Here is a 22,393-nt window from a genome sequence, read left to right as displayed (position 1 = left end):
GGTCAGGAGGCTGCGGCGTACTCCTCCGGGAAGGAGTGCATCAGCCACGCGCGGTTGAACGCCTGCAGAGCCATGCCGCGGGAGTGGGCCCTGGACCGTGCCCCCGGTGCCGCCGCGGCAATGACGGCGAAGAGTGCCTCGGCTTCACCGGGACGGCGTGCCTCGCGCGGAAGGTGGGCTGTGACGGCGGCAGTGAAGCGATCCCGCTCGATTGCGGTCAGCTCGGGATCATCCTTGGCCAGTACCTGCCAGAGCCTCAAACCTTCAGCGACCGTGTATCCGGCGGCCATGACGGCAAGGTCGGCGATCTGCTCCTGGTAGAGCAGGACACCGCGGCTGGTGGAGGTGACACGGGCAAGGATGTTCAGCGCCGTTGCCGTCCCGCGGTAGGTCCCGGCCGACGAGGCCAGGTATACGTTGCGGACCCCCGTCCCGAAACGGGCGACGGCGTACAGGTTGGCGAGCTCGCTCAGGTCAGTGACCTTGCCCGAATCGAGCATCTTCTTCAGGTCGCGGCTGCCCAGTTTCAGTCCGGGAAGATCCTGCTCGTACAGCAGGCGCCATGCCTTACGGACCGATGCCAGGTCGCGGCGCGAGGGGTGGGGTACGGGGCCGGTCTGTCCGCCTGCCCTGGGGGCGCCGGCTGCTGCCTTCAATGCTGCCCCCATGGGCGTCAGGGAGTGCAGCCCCATCAGGTTGATGACCAGCAGGCCTGTGCCTTCGATGTCTTCGCGGGCCCACTGCAGGGCCGGTACGTCGGAGGATTCGTAGGAGCGTTCCGTGCGCAGCGGCAGGCGTGCGGCAATCGGGTCTGCAGAGATCACCAGCGCGGAAGGGTGGGATGTCACGGAAACCATGCGCCCTTCAAGGGCATCGGCCAGGGCGGCGGTTTCGGCTTCGGACGGCACCGCCTCACCCGTCCTCCGGCCCAGGATGCGTTCAGAGGTACTCAGTGCCCTCTTGCTCCGGTAGTGGATGTAGGCGGAGACCCGGGCGATGTTGCCCTTCCCGTACCGGCCGGTGAGGTATTTGAAGGCCACTTCGCGGCCGCGGGGCTCGAGGTCCAGATCGAATGCGGGAAGGCCCTGCCCGGGTTTCAGGAATGCCTCAAAGTGCAGGCCGGTTTCGAGGGGGTCGATGTCGGTGACGCCCAGGCCGTACAGGACATAGCTGGATCCGGCGGTACCGCGGCCGGCGCCGAGAGTGATGCCCCGGCTGCGCAGGTGGGCGGTCAGGTCACGCAGCAGGAGGAAATACTTCGCTGCCCCGGCATCGGAGATCAGCTTGAGTTCATCCTCCAGGCGCCACATGCCCATCGGGGTGGTGCAGCCGTCGCGCTCATTGAGTCCGGCCACGGCGAGGTCCCTGAGGCATGCGATGGCATCCCGGTGCCCGTTGGGCAGGCGGTGACGGGGCATCTGCGGCAGGGCGGGGGAGGGCAGGACATCGGCGTCAATGCTGTCGGCCACGACGGCGGTCATCCCGACTGCATCCTGCCAGAAGGGATCCAGCGGGTTGGCTTCGCGCATCTGCGCTTCCGAGCGGAGGTGCAGGGCCGGGAGCTTTTCCGGTTCCTGCCAGGGGCCTTCCGATCCGGCGGTGATGGCAGCGTGGGGGCCGGCGAGGGATTCATCCACGTAGGAGAAGGGGCTGGTTGCGACAACGGGCACCTCGAAGAGGGCCGCAATGCGCCGCAGTCCGTCTGCGACCAGCCCTTCGTCCTTCACACCCTGGTTGGTCATCTCGACGAAGATGCTGCCGGCGCCGACGGCGCTGACGAGGTCCGAGAAGGTGTGTGCCGCCATCCGGTACAGGCCGCGGGTCAGCGGTTCGGCAAGCGGGCCGTCCATCCCGCCGGTGAGCAGGATCAGTCCTTCGCTGTGCCGGGCCAGCAGGGCCACGTCGATGACCGGGCGGATATGGGCAGGATCCTGGGAGGCGTTGTTGATGGCCACCAGGTTCTCCCAGCCCTTGGTGTTGCGGGCAAGGAGAGTGAGGTTATGGAAGAGGGGTGAGTCTGCGGTCGGGCGGTGGACGTGGAGGCGGTCACCGGATGTGGCCAGGGAGACTTCCATGCCGATGATCGGCTTGATGCCGGAGGCCTTTGCGCGGCGGACGAAGCCGGGGACCCCTGCCAGCGTCCGGGCATCGGTGATGGCCAGGGCTTTCTGCCCGTATTCGAGGGCCTGCCCGATGGCTTCGCCGACGTCCGTGAGGCTGCCGTTGGTGTGTTCGCCGTAGCCGCGCAGGTTGATGAATGTGCTCATAGCGTTCCTTTTGCTGTGGGGCGGGCCTGTTGCCCATGTGCCCGAAAGGCGGACCGGCTGAGATGGGCCGGTCCCTGGTGCCGGTAACCCGGCAACGGCTATGTGTGCGGACGGGGGCAAGAAAGAACCCGCCCGGCCGGGTGAGCGGCCGGACGGGTCCGGTGAATCAGTGAATGCCTTCTCAGGCCGGCGGATCCGTGACGTACCAGGAGGGCAGCGGGAAATCGGCGGCTGACAGCGATCCGGAGATGCTGTTGAAGATGTAAGCCGCAACGGCGGCGGCCAGGATACCGATGAGGACGATGGTAATCAGCCTCATGTTGACCGGTACCCGGTTCGTGGCCATTGCTTTGCGGATGTCCCCTTCGACGTCGTAGTCCGGGATGGCTTCGGAGGCATCGAGGGGGCGGACGCGCCGGGCTTTGGGTGTCTGCGGAACGTACTCTCCGGCCGGTGCCGCGCCGGGAACCGCACCGCGGGTCTTCAGGGCTGCAAGCAGCACATCTTCGTTGTCGACGGCTGTGTCCTCTTCGGTTGCCGCCTCGGCTTCTGCTTCGGCAGGCACGTAGTAGGGTACCGAGCCGCCGGAGCCGTCGATCAGGTCGCGGGTGACGCGGCCGTTGAGCTGGACGGTCGTCATCAGGACGGTGCCGTTCTCCTTCGCGTAGCGCGAGAGGATGCGCAGGACCGCACCGGTGCTCAGCCCCTGTCCGCCGGGGAGGGGATTGCCGTCGGCGAAGATGTTCACCGTCCCGTCCATATTCAGGCGCGCGTCGAAGGGGATGTACCCCACGGCGGGGGCTGTCATCCGGCGACCGGGAGGGTCTGCAGGTCGGTAACGGATTCCCAGAACGTATCCCGGGTCATGCGCAGCCATTCCTCAGCCATGACCACGGGGCCGTCGGTGAGGGCCTGCTTGGTGACGTACTCTTCGTTGCGGATTTCGGCGTTGATGGTTGCCCAGAATTCTTCGGCGGTGTTGCCCTCGGTGGGGATGTCCACCAGCTGCACCTCTGCCAGTTCGGCAACGAGCTGCACGGCTGCACGGTACTCGGGGAGGATGCTGGTGTCGTCGCCGCGGGCGTCCCAGATCATTTCCATGAGGGAGTCGGCCAGGATGGCCCACTGCGCCTGGGTCGCCGGCTCTTCGAGGGCCATTGCCGACTGCAGGGCCCAGTTCGGGTTCTCGTCCAGGAGCAGGTACGGGCCAAGGTCGATGGAATCGAGCAGGTCGTCGATGCCGCCGGCCTGCCATTCGCTGATCCGGGCCAGGTCGGCTTCGTTGTCGACGTCGATATTCACGGTGTCCAGGATGTCGACCCATCCCTCTTCCTGGCTGTAGAGGCCCGATGCCGTCAGCTCCAGGGCGACGCGCAGGGACCAGACGGCGTTGGACTCAGGTTCCAGTTCACCGTTGGGGCCGGTGGGCAGGTTGTAGCGGCCGGCGATCGTCGGCGGCAGCCAGAAAAGCGGGTGCCACATGACCTCGGGGTTTACTTCTGCGAACTGGCGCTTGCCCGGAGCTACGGCTGTGTAGATGGGAAGCGGAACGGAGCAGAGTTCGCCGAAGACGAAGCGGGTGGGGTGCAGGCCCGTGGCGGTCTGCCAGTCGGAGAAGCGCTCAACCGTGTCGAGGGCTGACTTTGCGAGAAGCAGTCCTTCACCGGGTTCGGTGAGCAGCTGCCGGCGTTTGATGTCCATTGGTGGATTTACCCCTGATGTGTAGTCGTGATGGCCTCTGCCAACCAACATGCGTAGACATAACCACAAGTGCCGTCGGCCTTCGAGCGGCATAGAGAGCAGTATGGGAAATTCTGCAAAGGACAAGGGAGACCGCTTCGAGCGGGAGGCTGTGACGGCCCTCGTGGAGCTGTTGCCGGAATACACGGTGAACAACCCGATGCGCATGCTCGGAGCCGGCCGCAAGGATGACGTCGGAGACCTCTCCGTCTTCTCCGATGTGGCCATCCAGGTCCGTGCAAAGAAGGACATGGGGCAGGCGATCCGCTCCTCGGCCGAGGACTCCGTAAAGCAGGCAGCAAACGGCGAGATGCCCTTCGCGCTGGGCATGGTCCCGATCCTTGGTACGAGGGCGCATCAGGTGCGGTGGCTGGCATGTACGGCTGTTGACGCCTGGCCTGGCGGTGTCGATCCGGTGGCCGACTTTGCCATCGTTTCAAAGGCGCTGGCGTGGGTCCGGGACGATGCCGGCCCGCATGGATACCGGGTGTGGCCGCGGCTGGAACGCATCGGTCGCCTTGGCGGTCCGGGGTACCCGGCGCTGGTCGCTCCGCTTGAGGCATGGGCTGCTGCCTACCGGCTGAGCTGGGTGGCAGACACTTCCCTGGCCGCATAAATGCTGGGAAGCAGGCCCTCCGGACGGTCTTCGTCGTAACAATTCGGACCTGCCGCGTAACAATTCCAGGCAGGGAGAGAGCCCCTGTTCCCGCCGCATAAAACCGGGGAAAACAGGGGCTCCGAGGGGGGGGTCCTAGATCCAGGTGAAGGCCCCGCCGCGGCGGACGGCGTACCGCATTCCCACTGTCAGCCTCACGACCTGGGCCTCTGTGGGGGTGACGTCTTTGCCGAAGCTCAGCTGACCGTCCCGCAGGGTTCCGACCAGGCGGCCGACGAGGCTGAGGTTCCACCGGATCTTCCCGGCAGGTGCTCCTGCAGCGCGCCCGTTCACGCGGACCAGACCGGTGACCATCCCTCCCAGTCCCACCGCCATGTAGCCGGCCTCCACGACATCCTTGGAACTGATTCCGCTCCAGTCTCCGGACTGGGCCAGCAGCCAGTCCTCATCCGAGAGCCACAGGGCGTCGCCGGTATAAGGACGCCACGTTCCGTCTTCCTCTGCGACGTCGGTCTGGATGACGGGAAGGGTGCCGCCGGAACCGATGTAAGGCTCCTGGCCCAGGCGGGTGACGTCCGAGCGGATGAGGTCGATGTATCCGCCGCCGACGATCTTCTCGATGGAGTGCCGGGACATCCCGGTCAGGCGTGCCGCTGCCGCGGTGCTCATGGGTTCATCCGGTACAACCGGACGGGTGTGGGTGATGACGGGGAGGGGCATGGTTTCCTGCCTTCGTTGAGGAGTGTTACCTGACCCCTATGTGTGCGGAACGCCCCGGGAACGTCATCAGCAGGTTTCTGCCGATGGGGAGAGCCGGCCCTGCCTCCGCACACATAAGGGGTATGGAAACGATCCCCGGACTGAACTTCACCGCCATCGACTTCGAGGCAGCCAACTCCGACCGCCTCTCGGTCATCTCCGCCGGTTACGCCTCTGTGCGCGACGGCGTCGTCACGGGAACCGGAACGTGGTTCATCTACCCGGAGACCGGGCTTGGATCCTTCGACCCCTATGCCGTGAAAATCCACGGCATCACCCCCGCGATGGCCGCAGCCGGAGACTCGCTGGAAGATTCCATGGAACGCCTGTTCAAGATCATCGGCGGAGACCCCGTTCTAGCCCACAACATGGGCTACGAACGCGCAGTGCTCGCCCGGGCCTGCCAGGCACTGAAGCTGCCCATGCCCAAGAACGAGCTCCGGTGCAGCGAGACCCTTGCCCGCACGGCGCTGCGCCTGCCCAAAACACGCCTGCATCTGGTGGCTGAAGCCCTCGGCCTGCCCGAGTTCAAAAAGCATGACTCCGGAGCAGACGCACTGGCCTGCGCACAGGTGGTGCTCGCTCTCGCGCACCGGGAAGGCGCGACCACCATCCGCGGCCTCTACCGGGGCCTGGGCATCGCCTGAAGAGAGTTCCTGAGCCTGCCGCACACATAGTGGTGGCCGGAGCTTCCAGACACCAGGGAGGCATCCGGTCCACCGCTATCTGAAGGGCACCATGCTCCGCTTTCCCCTCTTCCGCCGGTCTATGCGGACCCTGCGCCGCATCCGCCGGCAGACAGAGACGGAAATCAGTGAACTCCAGATGGACAGGCTCCGCCTTGCCCTCACCGTCCTCGGATACGAGGGAGTCCGGCAGCTCTACGGCAACCCTGCGGCCTACGACTACAGCGGCCAGCGGGATAACAGCCTGTACGCAGCCACCCTGGACTTCGATTCGGCCCAGGAAGGCAACCGCTTCCTCTCCGAGATTGCTGCCGTCCTGCGCCACCTGCAGGGGCCCGGCACCGCCGGCCTCACCATCACCCCGACGGGCGGGCAGGCAGGAGCCGGGATGCGGATAGCTTTCAACCCACTCCTGACCGGCATTATCGCCCGCCGTCTGGAGGCTGCAGCAACGTTGAAAACTGCCGTCGGAGCGGAGAACGCATAGAGAACAATAAGCCCCTAAACGCGGCAGTATCCGAAGGAAAGGTGCGGCCGTGTCCAACCTGATCTATTTTTCCTCGACGTCCGAGAACACCCACCGGTTCGTCACCAAGCTCGGAATCCCCGCCGTCAGGCTGCCGGTCAAAACCCGGGATGACACCGTTATCGCCACTGAACCCTATGTCCTCGTCGTACCCACCTACGGCGGCGGCGAAGACAAGGGAGCCGTGCCGAAGCAGGTCATCAAATTCCTCAACGTTGAGTCCAACAGGCGGCTCATCCGGGGAATCATCGCCGCCGGCAACACCAACTTCCACGACTCCTACTGCCTGGCAGGAGATGTCATCGCAGCCAAGCTGGCCGCCGATGGCGCAGCGGCGCCCAGCCGCACACAGGTTCTTTACCGCTTTGAAATCATGGGCACCCCCGACGACGTCGAGGCTGTCCGCACTGGACTGGAGACATTTTGGAAACAAGCACCATCCCCGCTAACCCCGTAGCAAAGGCTGACGCCGAGCCGGAGTCCTGGAAAGGCATGGGCTACCACGAGCTGAACGCCATGCTGAACCTCTACGGTCCGGACGGCAAGATCCAGTTCGAGGCAGACCGCGCCGCGGCGAAGCAGTACTGCAAGTACGAGATCAACGGCAACACCTGGTTCTTCCACTCCCTGGAGGAGAAGCTCGAATTCCTCGTCGAGGAGGGCTACTACGAGCCCGAGCTGCTGGCCAAGTACACCCCCGAGTTCGTCAAGAGCCTGCACCAGCGCGCCTACGCACATAAGTTCCGCTTCGAGACCTTCCTGGGTGCCTTCAAGTTCTACACGACCTACCCGCTGAAGACGTTCGACGGCAAGCGTTACCTCGAACGTTTCGAAGACCGCGTCGCCATGGTCTCCCTCGGCCTCGGTGACGGCGACGAAACCGTTGCCACCCAGACCCTGGACGAAATCATCACCGGCCGCTTCCAGCCGGCCACTCCCACGTTCCTGAACATGGGCAAGAAGCAGCGCGGCGAGCTCGTCTCCTGCTTCCTGCTGCGCATCGAAGACAACATGGAGTCCATTTCCCGCGCCATCAACTCTGCCCTGCAGCTGTCCAAGCGCGGCGGCGGTGTTGCCTTCGCACTGACCAACATCCGCGAGGTCGGCGCACCGATCAAGCAGATCGAGAACCAGTCCTCGGGCATCATCCCCATCATGAAGCTCCTCGAGGATTCCTTCTCCTACGCCAACCAGCTCGGTGCCCGCCAGGGTGCAGGCGCCGTCTACCTGCACGCCCACCACCCGGACATCAACCGGTTCCTGGACACCAAGCGGGAAAACGCGGATGAGAAGATCCGCATCAAGACCCTCTCGCTCGGCGTCGTGGTCCCGGACATCACCTTCGAGCTGGCCAAGCGCAACGAGGACATGTATCTGTTCTCCCCGTACGACGTCGAAAAGGTCTACGGCATCCCCTTCTCGGACATCAACGTGAGCGAGAAGTACTACGAGATGGTCGACGATGCGCGCATCAAGAAGACCAAGATCCGTGCCCGCGACTTCTTCCAGACCCTGGCAGAAATCCAGTTCGAGTCCGGTTACCCGTACATCATGTTCGAAGACACGGTGAACAAGGCCAACCCCATCGAGGGCAAGATCATCATGAGCAACCTGTGCTCGGAGATCCTGCAGGTTTCCTCACCGACGACGTACAACGACGACCTGTCGTACGACGAAATCGGCAAGGACATCTCCTGCAACCTGGGTTCGCTGAACATTGCCAACGCCATGGACTCGCCCGACTTCGGCCTGACCGTTGAAACCGCCATCCGCGGCCTCACCGCCGTCTCCGAGCAGTCCAACATCACCGCGGTGCGCTCCATTGCTGCCGGCAACGCCCGTACCCACGCAATCGGCCTGGGCCAGATGAACCTGCACGGCTACCTGGCCCGCGAACGGATCTTCTACGGCTCCGAAGAGGGCATCGACTTCACCAACATCTACTTCTACACGGTGCTCTTCCACGCGCTCCGGGCCTCCAACCGGCTGGCCATCGAGCGCGGCGACGTCTTCGACGGCTTCGAACGGTCCCAGTACGCCTCCGGGGCGTTCTTCGACAAGTACACCGGGCAGGAATGGGTCCCGGCAACGGAGCGCGTCAGCGAACTGTTCGAAGGCTCCGGCATCCACATCCCGACCCAGGCCGACTGGGAAGAGCTGAAGGCCTCCGTCATGGAGCACGGCATCTACAACCAGAACCTGCAGGCTGTCCCGCCGACCGGCTCGATCTCGTACATCAACAACTCCACGGCCTCGATCCACCCGATCGCAGCCAAGATCGAGATCCGCAAGGAAGGCAAGCTGGGACGGGTCTACTTCCCGGCCCCGTACCTGACCAACGACAACCTGGAGTACTACCAGGATGCCTACGAAATCGGCTACGAGAAGATCATCGACACCTACGCCGCTGCCACCCAGCACGTAGACCAGGGCCTGTCCCTGACACTGTTCTTCAAGGACACCGCCACCACCCGCGACATCAACAAGGCGCAGATCTACGCGTGGCGCAAGGGCATCAAGACCCTTTACTACATCCGCCTCCGCCAGGTCGCCCTCGAAGGCACCGAAGTGGAAAACTGCGTGTCCTGCATGCTGTAGGCAGACACTGCTGAATTAAGGACCCCGGACCGTAACTGGCCGGGGTCCTTTTTTGTCTCCCGTAAAGGTGCATCTGCGTTGACACGGGGTGCGCCATGGTGGAACAGTCACATGTGTCCCGGCGCCGGGACAGGATGAGGGGTATCTGTCATGAATGAATTCGCGAGCACAGCCGAGGCCTACCGCAAGGCCAGGGAACGCTCCAGTGTGGCCGTAGCTTTCGAAGCCAGGCTGCTGCATTCTGCGGTCCAGGAAGCACGCCAGGCCGGGATGTCCGTCCGCGAGGCGGCGGCTGCGCTGTGTGTATCCAAGTCCACCGCCGACAGGCACTGGCGTGAAGGACACGGGTGCACCGAAGCGATGCCGGCCCGGGAGACGGAAACAGCGTGGATGCAGGCCTATGAGGAGGTTTGGGCGCACAGTCCCGAGATGCTGGCCAATCCCCGGATTCCCCGCGAATGGCGTGAGGGCGAAGGGGTCCGCACCGTGAAGGCGCAGCCTGCCGCTGTCCTGGCCGCATGCGCCGGAGGGGTCTGCGGCAGCTGCGAACGGTGCACAGCCGCTGCCGCAGAGTCCCTGAACGGGTAACCGGGGGTATCTACGCATGGAAGAGAGGTGAAGGGGATCTGATCTGGTCCCGCAGGCACCGACCGAAGGATCACCATGACTGAGACCACCGCACGCCTCTCCACTGTCCAGGGCAACATCCTGGTCACCCTCGACGGCCCCGACGGCACCTCCGCCGACTCCATGGAAATCTGCGCCCTGCTGAGCAAGGCCCTGCTGAACGGCGTCATTCCGTACCCCGTACAGAAGCTGACCGGCTGGCAGGACACCGCCCTGCTCAACCTCGCCGATGCGCGTGAGGGCGAGCTCACGCAGGCAGACATCGAAGGTGCAGCCGCCGCAGTAAAGGCAGTCCTGGACACAGCCGGCATCGAGACGCACCTGGACGACACCTTCGACCGGTCACGCCGGTACGAGGAGCACTGGATGCGGTTCATGGAGGCCGCCGAAGAGGAAGTGCGCGCAGCACTCACCGACGCCGCCTGACAGCCGTCCGCGACGGGGTCTGTCCGATACCGGGCAGGCCCCTTTTCGTCTCCGCCCGCACCCTGGGTATCTACGCATGTCCAATGACGGGCCATCACCACCGGCCCAGCGGGACCCCCATCCAAGAACTAAGGAGCGCGCCGATCCCGGGCGCAGGAAAACCATGATCACAAACACCAAGTACGCCCAGAAGCTCCTTGCCGCCCAGGACAAGCGCCGTGCCCTCACGAACACCGAGACGATGCTCGAGACCGCCCTCCTGCAGGCCTCCGTCATGAGCTCCGGCACCGGAGCCAGCGATGAAGGCTTCGCGGCCCTGAAGCAGCACATGGAAGAGCACGCGGACCTGTTCTGGGATTACCTGAACTTCGCCGTCGTGGCCACCGCCGACAGCTTCGGCGTCCGCCCCGGCACCTGGCTGACCCGCACCCCGGATGAGATCAGCTCAATCATCGTTCCGCTGACCGCGGCACCGGAAGACTCCCGGGACATCCGCGAGGTCGTGGAGGCAGTCTCCGAAGCCCTCAACGAGCGTGAAGGCGCAGCCTCCGAAGAGTTCCTGCAGGCCCCTGACGGCGAACTGATGCTCAAGATGGCCCGCCTCGTAGCGATCCTGGCCACCTCCCGCGCGAAGTCCAAAAAGCTCGCCCCGGCACTGGTCATCAAGGGCATCCGGCGCATCACGGACGAATACCACAAGGCCAGCAGCAAGTAGCCGGCACGTCTCCGGACAGCCGTCACGATCCGGAACGCATAGAGACATATAGGCAGTAAAACGAAAGGACGGGGCCGCTCAACACCGGCTCCGTCCTTTTCTCTCCCCAACACTCCGAAAAGGACCCCCAACTGTGCCGGAAGCAATGAAACTCATCGACCACGTCCAGGCCATCAACTGGAACCGCATCCAGGATGAAAAGGACGTCGAAGTCTGGAACCGCCTGGTCAACAACTTCTGGCTCCCGGAGAAGATCCCGCTGTCCAACGACGTCCAGTCCTGGGCCTCCCTGAGCGAAGCCGAGAAGCTGCTCACCATGCGCGTCTTCACCGGCCTGACCCTGCTGGACACCATCCAGGGCACCGTCGGCGCCGTCTCCCTCATCCCGGACGCCGTCACCCCGCACGAGGAAGCCGTCTACACGAACATCGCGTTCATGGAGTCCGTGCACGCCAAGAGCTACTCCTCGATCTTCTCGACGCTGGCATCCACGAAGGAAATCGACGACGCCTTCCGCTGGTCCGTGGAGAACGAGAACCTTCAGAAGAAGGCATCCATCGTCATGGATTACTACCACGGCAATGACCCGCTGAAGAAGAAGATCGCCTCCACCCTGCTGGAGTCCTTCCTCTTCTACTCCGGCTTCTACCTGCCGATGTACTGGTCCTCCCACGCGAAGCTGACCAACACCGCGGACCTGGTGCGCCTGATCATCCGCGACGAGGCCGTTCACGGCTACTACATCGGGTACAAATACCAGATCGGCCTGGCCAAGGAGAGCGCAGAACGCCAGGAAGAGCTCAAGAACTACACCTACGAGCTGCTCCTTGAGCTGTACGAAAACGAAGTTCAGTACACCCACGACCTCTACGACGGCGTCGGCCTGGCCGAGGACGTTAAGAAGTTCCTGCACTACAACGCCAACAAGGCCCTGATGAACCTGGGCTACGAGGCCATGTTCCCCTCGACCGTTACGGACGTGAACCCGGGCATCCTCTCCGCCCTGTCCCCGAACGCCGACGAAAACCACGACTTCTTCTCCGGGTCCGGATCCAGCTACGTCATCGGTAAGGCCGAAAACACCGAAGACGACGACTGGGACTTCTAACCTTCTAACCCTCGCGCGCGCGGGCGGCGGCGGCCGGCCGGCCGCCGCCCGACCGAATACCACTGAGGCGGCTTCCGCCTCGGTAATGAGGGAGCCGGTAATAAGGACGGTGAGCAGGGCCAGCTGAGTAAAGACAGTCGAACGCGCTACGATGGCGCCCACGCTGAAAAATTACGCAATGGGGGAAGCATGATTTCGGAAAGTCAATTCGAAAAACTTATGAATGAGGACGTCTTCGGTGAAGTCGAAGCTCCCGACTGGCTTGTCTCAAAGCCGGGCGGCACTTTCAGCCAGCACGCGAGCTGGGCTGTCTGGAGCAAGCGCACGGACGTAGGCCCTGGAAAGGCATCCCAGGACATGACGGTGGTGGAATCCTATGACGCCCTCAAGGACATCATCCATGCCAACGTGATCCTGCTTGGCTTCAACAGCGGGACGCACGCACCCGGTGATGGCGCCGGACAGCCCTGGGCAAACTTCCACTGCGGCAGCCGTGACTATCTGACGGCCTACGGCACCGTGGGAACGCCCTTGGAGGGTGCCTACATCACCGACTTTTACAAGGGACTTCCGACCAAAAACTCGAAGGAGCTTAAAGACAAGCTCAAGGAGGGCGGTCCGGAATACGAAGCCGGTATCAACAAGCTGATGACGGCTGTCTTTGAGCGGGAGATGGAGATTATCGGCGCCGGTCCCGACGTCCCCGTTATTTGCCTCGGTCACGATACCTACCAGGCATTCACCAAGGCGTTCGGCGACAGCCGTCCGGCCTTCCGCGCACCCCACGCCGGCCATGTTGCGCTCAACAAAGAGGACTTTGCCGACAAAATGCGCCCGGTCATCGCTGCCGCCGGCCTGTAGATCCCGCTGCAACACCCCGCCCCACCGAGCAGAATGCCCTATTGAGGGCACAGAAACGCCCCTCCGGTTCAATCCTCCGGAGGGGCGTTTCCAGCTTATCCGATGGTTAGTCGAGCTTCCTCGGGAAGACAACCTCATAGTCGATGGTGTCGTCGATGGAGATGCTCTGCGGGGCGCCGTCGGTGAAGTACCCGTCCTCATCCTGGGACCCTGATGAGTTGACCGTGAAAGTCACCTTGAAGTCCCCAACCGAGGCAGGTACCTCAAAGACAATCCTGCTGGTGTCCGCGTTGCGGTACGACTCGGGATCCTTGGTGTTGTCAATCCGCACGGCCTCCGCCGTGTACTTCTCGCCGGAGATGCCCTCGACGGTCGCCGAGGTCACCTTTGTCTCGTGTTCGTAGAGGTCGCCAAAGCCTCCGTCATGCCTCAAGGTGGTGTACCAGTCGGTGTCGACAATCAGCCACGCCTTACCCTCGGGCGCCCACCCCTGCTTCTCCTCATACGCGTCCCGGCGGACTCCGTGGTTGTCCATCCGGAAAGATGCACTCTGGCCGGCGCCGTTATCCTTCTTCTGCTCGATCAACTCCGTCTCGTCAGCGATAAGCTGCAGCCCGTCGTAGTAGGCGGTGGCAGTCGAGGAAATCTCGCCGGTTGCCAGAGACATAGTCTGCGTGTTGCCGTCGGCTGTGACCTCAAGGACAGCGTCCTTGGCGTCCCCCGGGAGGGACATGGAGACCGTTCCATCCTTCGGCTCTCCCAGCGGGTAGCTCTCGCCGCCGGTGGCAAATGCCAGCTCAACCGGGACCTCGGACTCATAGGTGTCCGTGAACGTCACAGAAGCGAACATACGGTCGTCTCCGGCCTTCAAACGGTTGTCCGCGTCGCCGACCCTCTCGCTGACCTTCCAGTTGCTTAGGTGCAGCGTGGTGTCCGGCGTGTGGACATCCGTGCCTTCGCCGGTGCTCATGCCTTCGTCGTCCCAGATTGCCTGCTCGGGAGCAGCGGTTTCGGTGTCGGGCTCCGGCACAACGAGGTCCTCGGGGAGCTCTTCGCCGTCAGGGCGGAACAGTGTGGTGTTATCCGCACGTTCGGACCTGGAGAACGACCCGGTCACACTGGCGGTGGCCGCCTTGTCACCGTCCGGGGCGAATGAAAGCTCGATGGACTCCCAGGCCTGGTCATCCTCACCGAGGTAGTGGATAGGACCGCAGATGGCGTAGTTGGACATGGCCAGCTCGGTGACCTGCGCGTAGCAGCGCGACTCTTCGTCGACGCTGGATTTGTTGCCGTCGGCACGGTTCTGCGCCCACATCGTGTCCAGCGACTCGATGGTCTTATCGAGATCCTTGACCTCCCTTCCTTCGAAGGTGGCCGATGGCGAGCCGCAGCCCGCAAGAATTGTTGCGGCCAACGCCGCTGTGCCGGCAAGTGCCGGCAGCCTGTACTTCTTCAACTATCCCCCATTAGTGATGGGGCAGTCAGGCCGGATGCCTAGCTATCGCATCCGCCCGGGCCACCCCGTGTGTGCGGCACTCTCAGGCATACCCCCGAGACCCGGCCTCGCTGGTGTCCAGCGCCGGGGTGCCGATGATGTGCCTCATATTGCCGGTCAGCACTGACATTAATGCTTGGAACGCCCCGGAGCCGGTAACCGTGGCTCTCCATCCTGACGTGGCTTCGGGCGGCGCCAATGGGTCCGGCAGGCCGTGCCCCATCCTGAAGAGCGGCAAGTTCTGCGCTTTCAGCGGCCAGCCGCACACAAAGAGGGGTGCCCGGCATCCTCCGGGACCGAAACCTTCATCCCAGGAGCGCTTGAATGCCGAAATCTCACCTGCCGGACCTCAGGAAGAGTTCAGGCGCGTTCGACCTACCCTCCATCACCACCGGGGTGATCGTGGTCGGAATCCTGGTAGCCGGCGTCCTCGCGGCCATCTTCGGGGTCATGCCCTTCGCCCAGGACCGCGGAGCAAAACAGGACCTCTCCTCCATCCGAACAGCCGAAGGTGTAGCTAAAGCCAAGGACAACCGGTTCATGGACCACGCCGGACTGCTGGACACCGGATACCTCCAGGAGTCCAGCACGGAGAAGACCAAGGTTGCCGCGGATGAAAAGGGCACCTGCTACGTTGCCTTGGCTAAGTCCAGCACAGGGAAGGTCTTCTACTCCACAGACACCCGGACAGAACCGGAGCTGTTCGAAGCAGGCACCGATCCCGGCTGCCTGCCGACCAAAAAACTCGATGAGCTCATCGAAGAAGTCGGCGGCATCGAAAGTGAAACCCCCTCCGTAGGTGACACTCCGGCGACCCCTGCCGAAGGCGAGACACCTACTGAGGAAGGCTCCCCGTCCACTCCTGCGGCACCACCCGTGGCCGATGCTCCCATGGGTGCCCCGGCAAACCTGAAGCTCACGGCAGTCTCAGCGATAGAAGCCAAGGCAACCTGGAATTCGGTGAAGAAAGCAACCGGCTACAAAGTCGAATACCAGGTCAACGGCGGCGAGTGGGCCACGAAGTCTGAAAACACTACCGTAACCTCGACAAGCATCAACGCACTGCCGGAAGACACCATCACTGTGCGTATCTACGCCCTGCAGGGTGAAGACATTGCGGGACCCTCAACGGCTACGGTCAAGCTTCCCGATTCCGTCCTGACCAACCCCGGTTTCGAGAATGATCTCCTGGGCTGGACCCTCGAGACCACTTACAACACTGGCGTCAGCACCTCCTACAAGCATTCCGGTTCAAAGTCCGGATACACGTACAACACCATCTCTCAGGTGGTGACGGTGCCCGAGGAGGCTCCGGTGCTGACCTTCTGGTCCTACGGAAGCCCGGCTGCAGTGAAGGCCGGCGGGGTCACTGCCCGCACTGCCCGCACCCAGGCCGCGGCGGAGAACGGGTTCTACCAGTACTCCGCTGACCTTTCGGCCTACGCAGGCAAGACCGTCACCGTGTCCTTCGATACCGGCAGCTACTACCTCGACGACGTCGCGTTCGAGAAGCCGATGGCGCCCTCGGCTCCGCAGTCGGTGACGGCTTTGTCGAAGTCCGGTACGGCGACGGTGTCCTGGACCGCTCCGGTCTTCACCGGCGGCGGTATCCCGGTCAGTTCCTACACTGCTGTTGCCATGGCTGACGGGGTGGAAGTTGCTTCGGTGAAGGTTGACGGGGACCAGTATGCTGCGGTGTTCACGGGCCTGGAAGCGGGCACCGGTTACTCGTTCAAGGTCCGGGCCACCAATGAGGCCGGCACGTCCCCGGACTCGGCTGTGTTCGGGCCGGTGGCCTTCAATACCGATGCTTTCACCAACCCCGGTTTCGAGAATGATCTCCTGGGCTGGACCCTCGAGACCACTTACAACACTGGCGTCAGCACCTCCTACAAGCATTCCGGTTCAAAGTCCGGATACACGTACAACACCATCTCTCAGGTGGTGACGGTGCCCGAGGAGGCTCCGGTGCTGACCTTCTGGTCCTACGGAAGCCCGGCTGCAGTGAAGGCCGGCGGGGTCACTGCCCGCACTGCCCGCACCCAGGCCGCGGCGGAGAACGGGTTCTACCAGTACTCCGCTGACCTTTCGGCCTACGCAGGCAAGACCGTCACCGTGTCCTTCGATACCGGCAGCTACTACCTCGACGACGTCGCGTTCGAGAAGCCGATGGCGCCCTCGGCTCCGCAGTCGGTGACGGCTTTGTCGAAGTCCGGTACGGCGACGGTGTCCTGGACCGCTCCGGTCTTCACCGGCGGCGGTATCCCGGTCAGTTCCTACACTGCTGTTGCCATGGCTGACGGGGTGGAAGTTGCTTCGGTGAAGGCTGACGGGGACCAGTATGCTGCGGTGTTCACGGGCCTGGAAGCGGGCACCGGTTACTCGTTCAAGGTCCGGGCCACCAATGAGGCCGGCACGTCCCCGGACTCGGCTGTGTTCGGGCCGGTGGCCTTCAATACCGATGCTTTCACCAACCCCGGTTTCGAGAATGATCTCCTGGGCTGGACCCTCGAGACCACTTACAACACTGGCGTCAGCACCTCCTACAAGCATTCCGGTTCAAAGTCCGGATACACGTACAACACCATCTCTCAGGTGGTGACGGTGCCCGAGGAGGCTCCGGTGCTGACCTTCTGGTCCTACGGAAGCCCGGCTGCAGTGAAGGCCGGCGGGGTCACTGCCCGCACTGCCCGCACCCAGGCCGCGGCGGAGAACGGGTTCTACCAGTACTCCGCTGACCTTTCGGCCTACGCAGGCAAGACCGTCACCGTGTCCTTCGATACCGGCAGCTACTACCTCGACGACGTCGCGTTCGAGAAGCTGATGGCGCCCTCGGCTCCGCAGTCGGTGACGGCTTTGTCGAAGTCCGGTACGGCGACGGTGTCCTGGACCGCTCCGGTCTTCACCGGCGGCGGGATCCCGGTCAGTTCCTACACTGCTGTTGCCATGGCTGACGGGGTGGAAGTTGCTTCGGTGAAGGTTGACGGGGACCAGTATGCTGCGGTGTTCACGGGCCTGGAAGCGGGCACCGGTTACTCGTTCAAGGTCCGGGCCACCAATGAGGCCGGCACGTCCCCGGACTCGGCTGTGTTCGGGCCGGTGGCCTTCAATACCGGTGCTTTCACCAACCCCGGTTTCGAGAATGATTGGCTGGGCTGGACCCGGACAAATACGTCCAATTCGGGCGTCTCCACCTCGTACAAGCACTCAGGTGCCAAGTCCGCATATGCCTACTACGGGATGTCTCAGGAGGTGACGGTGCCCGCGGAGAGCCCGGTACTGACGCTCTGGTCCCAGGTCACGGCTCCGGGTGTCTTGGTAAATGGCGCGAATATGCCCACCGCGGTGACGGCCGCAGCAGCGGAGAACGGGTTCACCCAGTATTCCGCTGATCTGTCGGCTTACGCAGGCAAGACCGTCTCCGTCACTTTCAACACCAGCTTTAATCAGCTGGATGATGTGGCGTTCGAAGGTCCGATGGCGCCCTCGGCTCCGCAGTCGGTGACGGCTTTGTCGAAGTCCGGTACGGCGACGGTGTCCTGGACCGCACCGGTCTTCACCGGCGGCGGTATCCCGGTCAGTTCCTACACAGCCACGGCCTGGACAGGCGGGGTGCAGGTTGCTTCGGTGAAGGTTGCCGGGGACCAGCTGGCAGCGGTGTTCACGGGCCTGGAAGCGGGCACCGGTTACTCGTTCAAGGTCCGGGCCACCAACGAGGCCGGCACGTCCCCGGACTCGGCTGCGTTCGGGCCGGTAGCCTTCAACACCGGTGCTTTCACCAACCCCGGTTTCGAGAATGATTGGCTGGGCTGGACCCGGACAAATACGTCCATTTCGGGCGTCTCCACCTCGTACAAGCACTCAGGTGCCAAGTCCGCATATGCCTACTACGGGATGTCTCAGGTGGTGACGGTGCCCGCGGAGAGCCCGGTACTGACGTTCTGGTCCCGGGTCACGGCTCCGGGTGTCTCGGTAAATGGCGCGAACATGTCCACCGCTGGGACGGCCGCAGCTGCGGAGAACGGGTTCACCCAGTATTCCGCCGATCTGTCGGCTTACGCAGGCAAGACCGTCTCCGTCACTTTCAACACCGGCGGTAATGAGCTGGATGATGTGGCGTTCGAAGGTCCGATGGCGCCGTCTGCCCCGCAGTCGGTGACGGCTTTGTCGAAGTCCGGTACGGCGACGGTGTCCTGGAAGTCCCCGGTCTTCACCGGCGGCGGGATCCCGGTCAGTTCCTACACTGCCGTTGCCATGGCTGGCGGGGTGCAGGTTGCTTCGGTGAAGGTTGCCGGGGACCAGCTGGCAGCGGTGTTCACGGGCCTGGAAGCGGGCACCGAGTACTCGTTCAAGGTCCGGGCCACCAACGAGGCCGGCACGTCCGCGGACTCGGCTGCGTTCGGGCCGGTAGCCTTCAACACCGGTGCTTTTACCAACCCCGGGTTCGAGAATGATTGGCTGGGCTGGACCCGCACAAATACGTCCATTTCGGGCATCTCCACCTCCAAACACTCAGGTGCCAAGTCCGCATATGCCTACTACGGGATGTCTCAGGTGGTGACGGTGCCCGCGGAGAGCCCGGTACTGACGTTCTGGTCCCGGGTCACGGCTCCGGGTGTCTCGGTAAATGGCGCGAACATGTCCACCGCTGGGACGGCCGCAACTGCGGAGAACGGGTTCACCCAGTATTCCGCTGATCTGTCGGCTTACGCAGGCAAGACCGTCTCCGTCACTTTCAACACCAGCGGTAATGAGCTGGATGATGTGGCGTTCGAAGGTCCGATGGCGCCGTCTGCCCCGCAGTCGGTGACGGCTTTGTCGAAGTCCGGTACGGCGACGGTGTCCTGGAAGTCCCCGGTCTTCACCGGCGGCGGGATCCCGGTCAGTTCCTACACAGCCACGGCCTGGACAGGCGGGGTGCAGGTTGCTTCGGTGAAGGTTGCCGGGGACCAGCTGGCAGCGGTGTTCACGGGCCTGGAAGCGGGCACCGAGTACTCGTTCAAGGTCCGGGCCACCAACGAGGCCGGCACGTCCCCGGACTCGGCTGCGTTCGGGCCGGTAGCCTTCAACACCGGTGCTTTCACCAACCCCGGGTTCGAGAACGGCACTCTGGGCTGGTCGCTCTCCACCAGTTCGTCCCGTGCCACCACCGGTTACAAGCACTCCGGCACAGCCTCTCTTGAGCCGGGATACGCCAACCACTGGGTGTCCCAGACTGTGACCGTCCCCGAGGCGACTCCGGTGCTGACGCTCTGGGGCCGTTCGTCAGCTCCTGTTGTCAGGGTCGGCACTACCCAGGTTCCGGCTGTCCTGACCCAGGCCGCGGTTGAGAACGGCTTCAACCAGTACTCCGCCGACCTCTCGGCATACGCCGGCAAGACCGTCACCGTGGGCCTGGCCAGCAACTACTACATCGACGACGTCGCGTTCGAGAAGCCGATGGCGCCCTCGGCTCCGCAGTCGGTGACGGCTTTGTCCAAGTCCGGCACGGCCACGGCGTCCTGGACCGCTCCGGTCTTCACCGGCGGCGGGATCCCGATCAGCTCCTACACAGCCACGGCCTGGACCGGCGGGGTGCAGGTTGCTTCGGTGAAGGTTGCCGGGGACCAGCTGGCAGCGGTGTTCACGGGCCTGGAAGCGGGCACCGAGTACTCGTTCAAGGTCCGGGCCACCAACGAGGCCGGCACGTCCCCGGACTCGGCTGCGTTCGGTCCGGTGGCTTTCAATACCGGCGCTTTCACCAACCCGGGGTTCGAGAACGGCACTCTGGGCTGGTCGCTCTCCACCAGTGCGTCCCGTGCCACCACCGGTTACAAGCACTCCGGCACAGCCTCTCTCGAGCCGGGCTACAGCAACTACTGGGTGTCCCAGACGGTGACCGTCCCCGAGGCGACTCCGGTGCTGACGCTCTGGGGCCGTTCGTCAGCTCCTGTTGTCAGGGTCGGCACTACCCAGGTTCCGGCTGTCCTGACGGCGGCCGCGGTTGAGAACGGCTTCAACCAGTACTCCGCCGACCTCTCGGCATACGCCGGCAAGACCGTCACCGTGGGCCTGGCCAGCAACTACTACATCGACGACGTCGCGTTCGAGAAGCCGATGGCGCCCTCGGCTCCGCAGTCGGTGACGGCTTTGTCCAAGTCCGGCACGGCCACGGCGTCCTGGACCGCTCCGGTCTTCACCGGCGGCGGGATCCCGATCAGTTCCTACACAGCCACGGCCTGGACAGGCGGGGTGCAGGTTGCTTCGGTGAAGGTTGCCGGGGACCAGCTGGCAGCGGTGTTCACGGGCCTGGAAGCGGGCACCGGTTACTCGTTCAAGGTCCGGGCCACCAACGAGGCCGGCACGTCCCCGGACTCGGCTGCGTTCGGTCCGGTGGCTTTCAATACCGGCGCTTTCACCAACCCGGGGTTCGAGAACGGCACTCTGGGCTGGTCGCTCTCCACCAGTGCGTCCCGTGCCACCACCGGTTACAAGCACTCCGGCACAGCCTCTCTCGAGTCGGGCTACAGCAACTACTGGGTGTCCCAGACGGTGACCGTGCCCGAGGAGGCTCCGGTGCTGACGCTCTGGGGCCGCTCGGCAGTTCCTGTTGTCAGGGTCGGCACCACCCAGATCCCGGCTGTCCTGACGGCGGCCGCGGTTGAGAACGGCTTCAACCAGTACTCCGCCGACCTGTCGGCATACGCCGGTAAGACCGTCACCGTGGGCCTGGCCAGCAACTGGTACATCGACGACGTCGCGTTCGAGTAGACCTGCATGCCGTGGGGCGTAAAGAAGCCCCCTTCCTGCATAAATCAGGAAGGGGCTTCTGCCCGTCCGGTTAGAGGGTGCCAGCACCGAATTGACCGGCCCAGTGCTGACATCTCCCGTGCAAGTTGGTTCACAGACTGGGTAGAGGGGGGAGTCTGTCCGCACACATAGGTGGTAGCGAGCTGCGGAAGGTGGCTCCGATCCGGAAGGTATCTCCCATGGCTGTTGATTTTCGTCTGACCGAAGCATTGACCAGGTCTACTCAGATGCAGCACAACGCGAACAAGCTGGCACGCACGGCGAACCTGATTGCTTACGTGAACATCCTGCTGAGCCTGGGGCTGGAAGTACCTAAGGAGCTGGCTGATGAGATCGAAGTCCATGTTGGCGATCGCTCGTCCACGCTCTCCCAGGCTGTCGGTCTCTAGCGGCCATGTGCGACGAACCGGCGCACGATAACTGGGCGACCAGCTTCAGACCGCTCCCGGTCGAGCATGCGCCGGGTCCTGTGGCGCACGATGCCGGGCCCCGGCCGGACAGTAAGGTCCTCCCTGAAGCTGTGCGGGAGCTTCTGTTCCGGAACCTGAACGGGGGGAACTCCTGAACTCCTACCGCCCTCGGCCGGTGGACACCGAACGCCGGGGGAAGCTGGCCGACTACCTGCGGGGCTCCTTGGGCCCCAGGGCGGATTCCGTACTGGCAGCCTTGGACGCTAATCCCTCCGCGCACCTGCCCTATCACGGCACACCGCACATCCTCGTGGTGGCACTGGCCGTACTCGAGCTGGCGGCGGACGAGGGGCTGAGTCCTGCACAGACGCTGCAGACCGTCCTCGCTGCGGTGTTCCATGACGTCGACTATGCCGGAGACCCGGATGACTCGGTGAACATCGAAAGGGCTGTTGCAGCTGCCGGGGAATGCCTCGGCGCCTTCATGGACGTGGAGCCGGTCCAGGATCTAATCCGGGCAACCTGCTTCCCGCACCGACAGGCACCGCGCAACACCATGGAAGCCGTCCTGCGGGACGCCGACGTCGCCTTTTCGTCTCTGCTGGTTCCCGACGCTCAGCACTTCCGCACAGGGCTGCTGACCGAGCGGGGAGCACCTGCAGGGGAGACCGACGCCATCGCCTTCATCCTCGGCCACGGGGTGAACACGGCCTCTGCGGCCCGTCGCATCAATGACTTCGTGGCCGCCATCCGGTGACACCATCCAACCC

General features: G+C 63.8%; 18 protein-coding genes. 13 read left to right on the top strand and 5 right to left on the bottom strand.

Annotation, left to right across the window (positions count from 1 at the left end; genetic code table 11):
• Positions 1-2 precede the first annotated feature (2 nt).
• The 3 genes from N2K99_RS18105 to N2K99_RS18095 form a co-directional block, all read right to left on the bottom strand.
• Positions 3-2,267, bottom strand: a complete 2,265-nt coding sequence (locus N2K99_RS18105; RefSeq protein ID WP_227934622.1) for a PHP domain-containing protein — start codon at positions 2,265-2,267, stop codon at positions 3-5.
• A gap of 181 nt (positions 2,268-2,448) precedes the next feature.
• A complete protein-coding gene (locus tag N2K99_RS18100) occupies positions 2,449-3,075 on the bottom strand; it encodes a hypothetical protein (protein ID WP_227934621.1) in 627 nt (208 codons plus the stop codon).
• On the bottom strand, positions 3,072-3,968 hold the full coding sequence (locus N2K99_RS18095; RefSeq protein WP_227934620.1) for a hypothetical protein: 897 nt from the start codon (positions 3,966-3,968) through the stop codon (positions 3,072-3,074). Before N2K99_RS18095 ends, N2K99_RS18100 begins: the two co-directional genes overlap by 4 nt.
• Positions 3,969-4,071: 103 nt before the next feature.
• Here N2K99_RS18095 and N2K99_RS18090 point away from each other — a divergent pair, with 103 nt between their 5' ends.
• A complete protein-coding gene (locus N2K99_RS18090) occupies positions 4,072-4,623 on the top strand; it encodes a hypothetical protein (RefSeq protein WP_227934619.1) in 552 nt (183 codons plus the stop codon).
• Between the two features lie 135 nt (positions 4,624-4,758).
• Here N2K99_RS18090 and N2K99_RS18085 read toward each other — a convergent pair whose 3' ends face one another.
• Entirely contained in the window at positions 4,759-5,343 is a 585-nt protein-coding gene (locus N2K99_RS18085) for a hypothetical protein (RefSeq protein ID WP_227934618.1), read from the bottom strand.
• A 122-nt stretch (positions 5,344-5,465) separates the two neighbouring features.
• Here N2K99_RS18085 and N2K99_RS18080 point away from each other — a divergent pair, with 122 nt between their 5' ends.
• The 9 genes from N2K99_RS18080 (at position 5,466) to N2K99_RS18040 (ending at position 12,929) form a co-directional block, all read left to right on the top strand.
• Positions 5,466-6,029, top strand: a complete 564-nt coding sequence (locus N2K99_RS18080) for an exonuclease domain-containing protein (protein ID WP_227934617.1) — start codon at positions 5,466-5,468, stop codon at positions 6,027-6,029.
• Between the two features lie 91 nt (positions 6,030-6,120).
• Entirely contained in the window at positions 6,121-6,555 is a 435-nt protein-coding gene (locus N2K99_RS18075) for a hypothetical protein (protein ID WP_227934616.1), read from the top strand.
• Between the two features lie 49 nt (positions 6,556-6,604).
• On the top strand, positions 6,605-7,051 hold the full coding sequence (gene nrdI / locus N2K99_RS18070; protein WP_227934615.1) for a class Ib ribonucleoside-diphosphate reductase assembly flavoprotein NrdI: 447 nt from the start codon (positions 6,605-6,607) through the stop codon (positions 7,049-7,051).
• 35 nt (positions 7,052-7,086) lie between these two features.
• Positions 7,087-9,192, top strand: a complete 2,106-nt coding sequence (gene nrdE, locus N2K99_RS18065) for a class 1b ribonucleoside-diphosphate reductase subunit alpha (protein WP_227934805.1) — start codon at positions 7,087-7,089, stop codon at positions 9,190-9,192.
• A gap of 150 nt (positions 9,193-9,342) precedes the next feature.
• Positions 9,343-9,780, top strand: a complete 438-nt coding sequence (locus tag N2K99_RS18060; protein ID WP_227934614.1) for a helix-turn-helix domain-containing protein — start codon at positions 9,343-9,345, stop codon at positions 9,778-9,780.
• 75 nt (positions 9,781-9,855) lie between these two features.
• Positions 9,856-10,245, top strand: coding sequence for a hypothetical protein (locus N2K99_RS18055; protein ID WP_227934613.1), 390 nt, complete (start codon positions 9,856-9,858; stop codon positions 10,243-10,245).
• Positions 10,246-10,408: 163 nt separating this feature from the next.
• The gene (locus N2K99_RS18050) at positions 10,409-10,960 is read left to right on the top strand and encodes a hypothetical protein (protein ID WP_227934612.1); all 552 of its coding nucleotides are present in this window, start codon (positions 10,409-10,411) and stop codon (positions 10,958-10,960) included.
• 145 nt (positions 10,961-11,105) lie between these two features.
• A complete protein-coding gene (nrdF, locus tag N2K99_RS18045; RefSeq protein WP_231711997.1) occupies positions 11,106-12,068 on the top strand; it encodes a class 1b ribonucleoside-diphosphate reductase subunit beta in 963 nt (320 codons plus the stop codon).
• 189 nt (positions 12,069-12,257) lie between these two features.
• Positions 12,258-12,929: a hypothetical protein gene (locus N2K99_RS18040; protein WP_227934610.1), complete on the top strand. Its 672-nt coding sequence runs from the start codon at positions 12,258-12,260 to the stop codon at positions 12,927-12,929.
• Positions 12,930-13,035: 106 nt separating this feature from the next.
• Here N2K99_RS18040 and N2K99_RS18035 read toward each other — a convergent pair whose 3' ends face one another.
• Complete coding sequence (locus tag N2K99_RS18035) at positions 13,036-14,385, bottom strand: hypothetical protein (protein WP_227934609.1); 1,350 nt, start codon at positions 14,383-14,385, stop codon at positions 13,036-13,038.
• A 363-nt stretch (positions 14,386-14,748) separates the two neighbouring features.
• Between N2K99_RS18035 and N2K99_RS18030 the strand changes: the two genes are divergently transcribed.
• The 3 genes from N2K99_RS18030 (at position 14,749) to N2K99_RS18020 (ending at position 22,380) form a co-directional block, all read left to right on the top strand.
• Positions 14,749-21,174, top strand: a complete 6,426-nt coding sequence (locus N2K99_RS18030) for a fibronectin type III domain-containing protein (RefSeq protein ID WP_260554887.1) — start codon at positions 14,749-14,751, stop codon at positions 21,172-21,174.
• Positions 21,175-21,392: 218 nt separating this feature from the next.
• Entirely contained in the window at positions 21,393-21,602 is a 210-nt protein-coding gene (locus N2K99_RS18025; protein ID WP_227934242.1) for a hypothetical protein, read from the top strand.
• A gap of 196 nt (positions 21,603-21,798) precedes the next feature.
• Entirely contained in the window at positions 21,799-22,380 is a 582-nt protein-coding gene (locus tag N2K99_RS18020; RefSeq protein WP_227934243.1) for a hypothetical protein, read from the top strand.
• The last annotated feature ends 13 nt before the right edge of the window (positions 22,381-22,393 follow it).

The organism is Arthrobacter sp. zg-Y1110 (assembly GCF_025244865.1).
In the GTDB taxonomy this organism is placed as follows: domain Bacteria; phylum Actinomycetota; class Actinomycetes; order Actinomycetales; family Micrococcaceae; genus Arthrobacter_B.
The sequence above is the reverse complement of the archived record's forward strand: the minus strand, read 5'-3'. Positions and strand labels throughout refer to the sequence as shown.